Annotated in this window: 9 protein-coding genes; 8 read left to right on the top strand and 1 reads right to left on the bottom strand. The window is 30.8% G+C overall.

Annotation, left to right across the window (positions count from 1 at the left end; all coding sequences use genetic code 11):
• Nucleotides 1-682 precede the first annotated feature (682 nt).
• From ABF633_RS20015 to folK, 8 genes are all read left to right on the top strand, one after another.
• A complete protein-coding gene (locus tag ABF633_RS20015) occupies nt 683-2,872 on the top strand; it encodes a DNA topoisomerase III (RefSeq protein ID WP_415526362.1) in 2,190 nt (729 codons plus the stop codon).
• A gap of 283 nt (nt 2,873-3,155) precedes the next feature.
• A complete protein-coding gene (locus ABF633_RS20010) occupies nt 3,156-3,833 on the top strand; it encodes a response regulator transcription factor (RefSeq protein WP_415526360.1) in 678 nt (225 codons plus the stop codon).
• Nucleotides 3,830-5,230, top strand: a complete 1,401-nt coding sequence (locus tag ABF633_RS20005) for a sensor histidine kinase (protein WP_415526358.1) — start codon at nt 3,830-3,832, stop codon at nt 5,228-5,230. Before ABF633_RS20010 ends, ABF633_RS20005 begins: the two co-directional genes overlap by 4 nt.
• A 60-nt stretch (nt 5,231-5,290) precedes the next feature.
• On the top strand, nt 5,291-5,422 hold the full coding sequence (locus tag ABF633_RS20000) for a hypothetical protein (protein ID WP_415526356.1): 132 nt from the start codon (nt 5,291-5,293) through the stop codon (nt 5,420-5,422).
• A 61-nt stretch (nt 5,423-5,483) separates the two neighbouring features.
• Nucleotides 5,484-6,053 (top strand): GTP cyclohydrolase I FolE, encoded by a 570-nt coding sequence (folE, locus tag ABF633_RS19995; RefSeq protein ID WP_415526354.1) that lies wholly within the window; start codon nt 5,484-5,486, stop codon nt 6,051-6,053.
• Between the two features lie 22 nt (nt 6,054-6,075).
• On the top strand, nt 6,076-6,561 hold the full coding sequence (locus ABF633_RS19990; RefSeq protein ID WP_415526352.1) for an HD domain-containing protein: 486 nt from the start codon (nt 6,076-6,078) through the stop codon (nt 6,559-6,561).
• 189 nt (nt 6,562-6,750) lie between these two features.
• Nucleotides 6,751-7,557 carry a dihydropteroate synthase gene (gene folP, locus ABF633_RS19985; RefSeq protein ID WP_415526350.1) on the top strand — a complete coding sequence of 269 codons (807 nt, stop codon included), beginning with the start codon at nt 6,751-6,753 and terminating at the stop codon, nt 7,555-7,557.
• Between the two features lie 4 nt (nt 7,558-7,561).
• A complete protein-coding gene (folK, locus tag ABF633_RS19980) occupies nt 7,562-8,386 on the top strand; it encodes a 2-amino-4-hydroxy-6-hydroxymethyldihydropteridine diphosphokinase (RefSeq protein WP_415526348.1) in 825 nt (274 codons plus the stop codon).
• 338 nt (nt 8,387-8,724) lie between these two features.
• On the opposite strand, the gene ABF633_RS19975 is transcribed toward folK, so the two are convergent.
• Nucleotides 8,725-9,948 carry a YibE/F family protein gene (locus ABF633_RS19975; RefSeq protein ID WP_415526346.1) on the bottom strand — a complete coding sequence of 408 codons (1,224 nt, stop codon included), beginning with the start codon at nt 9,946-9,948 and terminating at the stop codon, nt 8,725-8,727.
• Nucleotides 9,949-10,345: the final 397 nt, after the last annotated feature.

Below are 10,345 nucleotides of genomic sequence, written 5' to 3'. Positions count from 1 at the left end.
AATGAAGGAATAAGAATATACGAGAAAAGTAAAAGTGCATAAATTACATAAAAAACCGTTGGGCAAACGGGGCTAGCTTGGTAATTATACTGACATTAGTTGGTACATCCCAAGAAGCTCCCACCTCTAAGCATAGCTAGGTGGGGGGGAGTATGTCACTTTACTAATATAATTAGCATATTTAGGTTAAATTATTATTGTAAATTTATATTAATTCATTGAATATCAATAAATTGGGAGGAATACAAAATGTCTCATAAGGGAAATAAAAATGATAAAAGCAATAAAAAAGTAGGAAAAAAAACACATAAGGAATTGGAAGAATTGGAAGAAAAATTAAAAAAATAAATATTCCTAAAACTATAATTTAAATTAATTTATTTTGAAATAAGGCTGTCCTGAAATGCATTAAATGTATTAGGGATAGCCTTGTTATTATTCTTTTATTTAGTTTAGGCATATGAAAATAAATAATAGATCAAAGATGTGACGTATATTTTAAATTAAACAAGGAAACAGGTTCTGATGATAGTGGGCTATCAGAGAGTTCTGTTGACGCAGTAGAATTTAAAATATACTAGCATACTGTCCTATTTATTTTAACATGCTTTATTGAGTTGATTTCACAATGAGCCGTACTTATGTTACTATTAATTGTAGTTCATTTGAAAGGAATGTTAGAATGAGTAAAATATTAGTATTAGCAGAAAAACCTTCCGTAGGTAGAGATATAGCGAGAGTTTTAAATTGTAATAATAAAGGAAATGGATTTATAGAAGGAAGCAAATATATTGTAACTTGGGCATTAGGTCATCTAGTTACATTGGCTGACCCTGAGGCTTATGATGAAAGATACAAAGCCTGGAGAATTGAAGATCTTCCAATGATGCCAGAAAAATTAAAGCTTGTGGTTATAAAGCAAAGTGGAAAACAATTTAATGCAGTTAAGACACAGATGAGTAGAAAAGATGTAGACGAAATTGTCATAGCTACAGATGCTGGCCGTGAGGGAGAACTTGTTGCCAGATGGATAATAGAAAAGTCTCATGTAAAAAAGCCATTGAAGCGTCTATGGATTTCCTCCGTTACAGATAAAGCTATAAGAGATGGTTTTAATAAATTAAAGAATGCCAGAGAGTATGAAAATCTCTATGCTTCAGCTGTGGCTCGTTCAGAAGCTGACTGGTTTGTAGGCATCAATGCAACCCGTGCATTAACCTGCAAATTTAATGCACAGCTTTCCTGTGGAAGAGTTCAGACACCTACTGTTGCCATAATTGCAAAGAGAGAAGAGGAAATAAGAGATTTTAAACCAAAGACTTTTTATGGCATAATTGCTGAAGCAAATAATCTTAAGCTGTCCTGGCAAGATAATAATAGTAAAGGCTTTAGAACTTTTGATAAAGAAAAAATTGATAAGATACTTATTTCTATAAGGAATAAAGATGCTCAGATTATAGAGGTAGATAAGGCTTATAAGAAAAGTTATTCACCACAGTTATATGACTTAACAGAGATTCAAAGAGATGCAAATAGAATGTTTGGATACTCTGCAAAGGAAACTCTTTCCCTAATGCAAAGATTGTATGAAAGCCATAAGGTATTAACCTATCCAAGAACAGATTCAAGATATATTTCTTCTGATGTAGTGGATACTCTAAAGGATAGAGTTAGAGCTTGCAGTGTGGGCCCATATTCAAGATTAACTGTTAGGGTGTTAAAAAATCCAATAAAGGCAGATAAACACTTTGTAGATAACGGCAAGGTTTCAGATCATCATGCTATTATTCCAACAGAACAGGCAGTTACTTTAAGTTCTTTAAATGATAGGGAAAGAAAAATTTACGATTTAGTAGTTAAGAGATTTTTAGCTGTACTTTATCCTCCTTTTGAATATGAGCAGACTACAATAAAAGCAAAGATTGGAGAGGAATTGTTTATTGCAAAGGGCAAGATTGTTAAATCTCAAGGCTTTAAAGAAGTATATGAAAATAATTTCCATGAGGAACATTCTGAAGATGATATTTCAGAGCAAATACTACCTAATATAAATAAGGGGGATGTATTAAAGGTTAGTAAGGTTCTAGATACTAAAGGCCAAACTAAACCACCAGCACTATTCAACGAAGGAACACTGCTTTCAGCTATGGAGAATCCAGCAAAATACATGAATAATGAGAGCAGAGATTTAATAAAAACTATAGGAGAAACAGGTGGACTTGGTACTGTAGCCACAAGAGCGGATATTATAGAAAAATTATTTAATACTTTTCTCATAGAAAAGAAGGGAAAGGATATTCATGTAACCTCTAAGGGAAAACAGCTTTTAGAACTTGTTCCAAAAGGGCTGAAATCACCTACTCTTACAGCAAAGTGGGAGCAAAAGCTTAGTTCTATTTCAAAGGGTTCCTTGAATAAAAATATCTTTATTAATGAAATGAAAACCTATGCTAAGGAAGTTGTAAATGAAATTAAAAATAGTGAAGAAAAATTCAAACATGACAATATGACAAGAGTAAAATGTCCTCAATGCGGTAAATATATGTTAGAGGTTAATGGTAAAAAGGGAAAGATGCTGGTTTGTCAGGATAGAGAATGTGGATATAGAAAAGGCATAGCGAAAGTTACAAATGCAAGATGTCCAAATTGCCATAAAAAGCTTGAACTGCGTGGAGAGGGAGATGGACAGATATTTGTATGCAGCTGTGGTTATAGAGAAAAGCTTTCTGCTTTTAATGATAGAAGGAAAAAAGACAATACAAAGCTTTCTAAAAAAGATGTATCAAGATATCTTAAAGATCAGAAAAAAGAGAATGATGAACCTATTAATTCGGGGCTTGCAGAGGCATTGGCTAAATTGAAGTTAAAGTAATAAATATAATATAATTTATCTAAAAAGATTACAAATAACATTTCATGAAATAGTTTTTCATGGAATGTTATTAAGTTCGCTCTTTTTTAATTAAGGAAAATCATATTTACAAATCACATATTTTTCACATATTATATTTATAATGTTTTTAAAATTACATGGTAAAGTTATAATAAGGTATATGAGAATAAATAGACTAGCATACTGACTAGTTATTTATTTGAATGTACCCAAAATAAAAAGGCATTTTATACATTAATGCTGCCATATAGAGGTGATAAATTTGCCAAAAAGGATATACCTTGTAGAAGATGAAATGAGTTTAAATATTTTATTGGAAAAATACCTTCAAAGAGAGGGCTATGAAGTAACTACCTTTTCAAATGGGGAGTCTGCTCTTGAGAAAATAAAAGATATGCCTGATCTTTGGATTCTTGATATAATGCTGCCAGACATTGATGGGTACGATATAATTAAAGCTGTTAAGCAAAATAATAAAAAGACACCTGTAATATTCATGTCAGCTAGGAATGAAGAGCTTGATAGAGTAGTAGGATTGGAACTGGGAAGTGATGATTATCTATCAAAACCATTTCTCCCAAGAGAACTTGTTATCAGAACTAATAAGCTTTTAGAGAGAATTTATGGAGAGGAGATAAAGAATAAAGAAGAATCTTCATTGAATATTAATGGATATAAAATAAGTAAAAGTCAAAGGACAGTATTTTTTGAGGATAATGAAATTCAGCTTACAAATAAAGAATTTGAATTGTTGAATTATCTTATAGATAATAAAAATAATTTATTATCACGAGAACAAATTTTAATTAGTGTTTGGGGTAATGATTATTTTGGATCGGATAGAGTGGTAGATGACACTATCAGAAGACTGCGCAAAAAAGTAAGCGAACTTTCTATTGAAACTGTATATGGATATGGATATAAGATGGTGATAAGATGATAAAATTAAAAAAAGTAAAATTTAAATCTTTAACCATGAGGATATGGGTTACTTTTACCGCTATAATTTTAATAATAATATTAAGTATTTCAATTATTTACTTGGTAGCTTTTAGGAGTACTAATGAAAAATACAATCTTCAGTTATTGAAAGCTTCTCATGATACTTTTAAGGAAAATAATTTTAACCAGTTAAAAGGCTTCGATGATGTTAGAAATCTTCATGGAAGTAGTCACTTTATTGTAAATGTAGATAGCAGTAATACAATTAATATACAAGATTTCAATAAGAGAGGAGGACCACCAGGTCAGCCCAATATGGGCTTTCCTCCGAATTCTGGTGTTACACAGGATGATATACAAAAGTGGATGGCTGGTTTTATTGAGAATAACAATATCAGTGAGAATGAATTTAAGGAATCATATCATGGAAGAAAGTTTCTTTTCATAATCAGCTCTGTAAATAATATTGATGGAACTAATGGAAAATCCTATTTAATATCCTATATGCCGGCAATGGAGGATAATACATTATTATATATGGTTATAGGCATTGGAATCATGTTTATAGTCTTTGGTTTTATAGCAGCAAAATTAGTTGCAAGTCATATTGCAAAACCACTTAAGGCACTTGAAGATTACACAGTGCGAATAGCTCATAAGGATTGGAAAGAACCTATCCAAATTAAAAATGAAGATGAGATTGGAAGGCTTGCAAATTCAATGAATCTTATGAGAACAGAATTAAAACGTGCAGATGAAGAGGAAAAGATGTTTTTACAAAGTATTTCCCATGATTTAAAAACACCTGTTATGGTAATTATGAGCCATGCAGAGGCCATAATTGACGGTATATATATAGATTCTATAGAAAAAACTGCTGGTATAATAAGAGATGAAGCTGTAAATCTTGAAAAAAAGATTAAACAATTGTTATATTTAAATACTTTGGATTATGTTCTAGAAAATAATAGTCAGGTTAGTAAAATTAATTTACGGCAGTTGCTTTTATATATAATAAATAGATTTGAAGTGGTCAATAGTAAAATTTATTGGGATTTGGATATGGAAGATTGTTTTATTATAGGAAATTCAGATAAAATTCAGGTATCTGTTGAAAATATACTTGAAAATTCTCTTAGATATGCAGAGGAAAAAATTTCAGTAATTTTAAAGGAAGAAAATTCTTCTGTAATATTAGAAATATATAATGATGGCCCCAATATAGATGATAAGCATATAAATCATATTTTCGATAATCATTACAAGGATAAAACGGGAAACTTTGGTCTTGGTTTGGCTATATCTAAAAAAATTATAGATTTTTATAATGGAAAGATAGAGGCTGTTAATAGGGAAAAAGGAGTAAGTTTTATAATTAAAGCACCTACAGCCTAATATATGGTTTGCTATAGAAAAATTGGTCATTAGACAGAAGTAAATAAATTAAAATAGCAGGTGTATTTTGTTCTTGTGAATGGTAAAATAAAAATAGTTTATTCTATTGTAAAAATAAATTTAAAGGAAACAGGTTCTTATGATAGTTTTGATATCATAAGAACCTGTTTAATGAAGTATGATGTAAAATAGACTAGCATACTGACTTGGTATTTATTCAAATATACATAATATACAGAATGGAGAAAATACAATGATGGATAAAGATAGAATTGAGAAGGCTGTAAGGGAGATTTTAATAGGAATAGGTGAAGATCCTGATAGAGAAGGACTTATTGAAACTCCCAGAAGGGTAGCGGAAATGTATGAAGAAATATTTGCAGGACTTCATAAAAATCCATTGGATGATGTTAAAAAATTTCATGAAGAGCATGACAATGGTATGATAATAGTTAAGGACATACCAGTATATTCTATGTGTGAACATCATTTATTACCTTTTATAGGAGTAGCACATGTTGTATATATACCTGGGGGCAATGAGGTCTTGGGATTGAGTAAATTGGCTAGAATTGTAGATACTGTGGCAAAAAAACCTCAACTTCAGGAAAGATTATGCAATGAAATTGCAGATGTTATTTTGGAGTCCGTAAATTCCAAAGGTATTGCAGTGGTGATTGAAGCGGAGCATTTATGTATGACTATGCGCGGAATTAGAAAACCAGGTTCTAAAACTGTAACCTCGGCTTTAAGAGGTTTAATGAAAACTGATTCTCAAATTAGAATGGAAGCAATTTCACTTATTAATGGGAGAGGCTTATAATTGATTTTAAGGAGCAGTTTTTATGGATAAAGTTGATAGGATTAATTTAATATTTCATAATGAAACTTACAGAAAATATTTAGAGAAAAATAGGAACTGTGAAAAAGATAGATGCTTTTGCCTTCATGACCTTCAGCATTTTTTAGATGTGGCCAGAATTGCTTATATAATATCTCTGGAAAAAGATATAAATATTAAAAAGGATATTATTTATGCTGCGGCTTTGCTCCATGATATTGGAAGGTGGCAGCAATATGAAGATGATATTCCACATGATGAGGCAAGCTCTCAACTAGCTGTAGAGATTTTACAGACATCTAAATTTACAAGTGATGAAATAACTTTGATAGCAGAATCTATAAGGAGTCATAGGAAGGAAGACAAAAATTCAGAACTTAGTTTTTTATTATATGCTAGTGATAAGCTTTCTAGAAAATGTTACTATTGCAGTGCCTTCAAGCAGTGTAATTGGAGTGAAGATAAGAAAAATCTGGATATAATATATTAATATATATGCTTTTATGATAATAGTGGTACGTACCTGTATAGTTCATCTAAACTTAGTGAAAGTACAAACTTATACTAAGTTTAGATGAATTGAGAAAAAATGTGAATATTTATCGGATGCCTATATGACGACATTATTAATTATATAGGATATAGAAATAGAAACAAAAGGTGTATAAAGGAGTAAATTATGAAAATAGGGAATAAAAATTTTGAAATAGGTAAAAAAACCTTTGTAATGGGAATTTTAAATGTAACACCGGACTCTTTTTCCGATGGAGGAAAATTTAATCATATAGAAAATGCTGTAAAACATGCAAAAGAAATGATTGAGGCTGGAGCTGATATAATTGATATAGGGGGAGAGTCTACAAGGCCAAAGCATATTCCTGTAGATGAGGATGAAGAAATCACAAGAGTTGTCCCTGTAATAGAAGTACTATCAAAGGAAATAGAGGTTCCAATATCTATTGATACCTATAAGGGGAGAGTTGCAGAGCTTGCTATAAAGGCGGGGGCTGATCTTATAAATGATGTATGGGGATTTAAAAAAGATCCATATATGCCAGAGGTGGCCGCAAAATATCAAGTGCCTTGCTGTATTATGCATAATAGGGAAAACAAGGTGTATGGCGATTTTATAAGAGATGTATTGAAAGACTTAAAAGAATCTATAGATATAGCACTGCAAGCTGGAGTAAAAAGTGAGAATATAATAATTGATCCAGGAATAGGCTTTGCAAAAAGCTATGATCAAAATCTTATGTTAATGAATAATTTAGAAAAATTAAAGGAGCTTAACTATCCTATATTACTTGGTACTTCAAGAAAATCTGTTATAGGGAATACTCTTAATTTGCCAGTAGAAGAAAGAGTAGAGGGAACAGTTGCAACTTCTGTAATAGGAATAATGAAAGGCTGTGATTTTGTAAGGGTTCACGATGTTTTGGAAAACAAAAGAGCCTGTGTTATGACAGATGCCATAGTTAGGAGATGATGAATTGGATAAAATATTTATAAAAGATTTTGAGATATTTGCAAAGCATGGAGTATTTAATGAAGAAAAAAATCTAGGTCAAAAATTTATATTATCTATAGAACTGGGTATGGATTTGAGAAGAGCCGGAGTTACTGGCGATTTAAAGGAAACCGTAAATTATGGAGAGCTCTGCCTTAAAATAGAAAAAGAATTTACAAAGGAAAAATATGATTTAATTGAAACAGCAGCAGAAAAAATGGCTGAGTTTATTCTTTTAGAATACGAAAGGGTAAAGTCAGTAAAGCTATTATTGAAAAAACCCTGGGCACCTATAGGTAGGCATGTTGAATATGCAGCAGTAGAGATAGAAAGAGCCTGGCATACAGTATACGTAGGTATGGGTTCAAACATGGGTGATAAAGAAAAAAACCTTAAAGATGCTATTAAATTAATAGAGGACAGTTCCAAAAGCAAAGTTACGAAAATTTCAAAGTTTTATATTACCAAGCCTGTAGGATATTTAGATCAGGATGATTTTTTAAATTGTGCTATAGAAGTTAAAACTATCTTACCTCCAGAAGAGTTTATGACAGCTTTACTTAAATTTGAAAAAATCTTAAAAAGAGAGAGAATAATACATTGGGGACCTAGAACCATAGATTTAGATATTCTCATGTATGATAATTTGGTTACTTCAGAAGAGGATTACATAATACCACATCCAAGAATGTCAGAAAGGTTATTTGTCATAGAACCTTTATGCGATATAGCTCCATATTTAGTTCATCCTATTTTGAATAGAAGAATAGTTGATATAAAAGCTGAACTTTCTAAAACAAGGCTTTAATAGCGGGGTTCTAAAGTAAGTACATTTATTTTAAAAGCAATTCAGCAAATTTTTCATAAGGGTTAATTTTTTCATAGGAATAGAGTTTAACACCAGAAAACGGATTCTGAGGTTAAGCTCTATTTTAGGCACATTCAGATAAATAACTAGTCAGTATGCTAGTCTATTTTGAATCCTACTGCGTCAACAGAACCCTCAGATAGCTCACTATCTTCGGAACCTATTTCCTTGTATCATTCAAAATATACGTCGCATCTTTGACTTACTATTTATTTTCATATGCCTTATATAAAATATTAAAAACACTTCATAAAAATCATTAAGATATAATTCATTATTTAATTTTCAAGAGATTTTATATCAGCTTGTGCCCTGCCATTAGTAAGCTTGTCCTGAATAGTTGCATTTTTAGTTTCCAGCAATGAAGATGGAATTATTTTTGAGGAAATAAAGGCTATTATAGGCACTGTAAAGATTATAGCAAAACTGCCTGTTAGACCCTGGATAATTTCTATACTTACCATATCCATATTCATTAATTGTGTAAAGGAAACATTATAAGAGTATATAACCATTATCATGTTTAATGAAGAGCCTACAAAGGCCAAAATAAGAGTATTTGCCATGGTTCCCATCATATCTTTACCAACATTCATACCAGAACGAAATAATTCCGTTGTACTAAGTTTTGGGTTTGATGAGTATATTTCCTGAACTGCAGAGGCAATAGACATACTCAGGTCTAAAACAGCTCCCAAGGAAGCAATGAGAATACTTGCTAAAAGCAGTCCCTGTACCTGCATACCAGATTTAGTGGAAATCATGTTTAGTGTTTCCACATCATTGGAGTTTATTCCGCTTAAATGTGCCAAGCCTCCAAAAATAACTGCTATTATGGCAGCAATTATAACTCCAGATATGGTACCTAATATAGCAGAAATAGCTTTATTGCTCCAGCCGTCTAGTAAGGATAAGGTAATGCAAGTGGTGATAATTACTATTAAAATTGAAGCATATATAGGAGAGTATCCGCTATATATCATTGGAAGGAATAAAAATATAATGCATATGAAAGTAAATATAAGACCCAGAACAGATTTTACTCCCTTTCTTCCACCTATTATACCTAATGCCAAGAAAAAAATAAAAATAAAAGCATATTGAATTGGAGCCCTGTAATAGCTATACACCGTAGCACTATAAGTATTTTTATTAACGGAGTTGATATTTGCTATGAACTTCATGCCTTTTTTTAAGAATACATTATGAGTATCACTTAAATAATTTGACACATTAGTTATTTCACCTTTATATTTTCCAGTAAGTATTTTTGCTTTTATTTCCTGGCTTCCAAAATAGAGGCCTTTCATAGTTACACTTTTTTGTAGATTATTATTTTGTACATCTAGTACTTCTGCCTTTTCGTAATTTACGTTTGCTGTATCTCCATTTGGTTTAAAAACTATTGGATGACTAACGTTAAAGAAATACAAGAATAGAAAAAAGACACCTATGGATATTAACGAAATTATAATTTTTGAAGGTTTTAAATTATTATACATAAATTTCCTCCTAATATATGGCTTTTTAATTCACAATTAACAATTATTAAATAAAAGTATTAGTATTAATACTTTACTAACATTATAGGGCAGTAAAGATACAAAACAGTAAAGTTTATGTAAAAATTAGGTTAAAAATAGATAATATTAAAATAATTGTTATGGTAATTTTACATGAAGTTTACATAAATCTAGAAATTTTACATAGTCATAAAGAAAAACTTGGGATTAAATGTTAACATAAGATTTGTATAAAGTAATTTGGATAAGTTTGGAGATGATATATGAGTATAAATGAGGTGAAATGGGCTTTTTAGATAAAGACTTAAAGTTTATAAAATATTAAGGCATATTCAAATAAATAACTAGTCAGTATGCTAGCCTATTTTGAATCCTA

This window comes from Clostridium sp. (assembly GCF_047718555.1).
Taxonomy (GTDB): domain Bacteria; phylum Bacillota; class Clostridia; order Clostridiales; family Clostridiaceae; genus Clostridium_I.
This window is presented reverse-complemented; position numbering and strand designations above follow the sequence as displayed.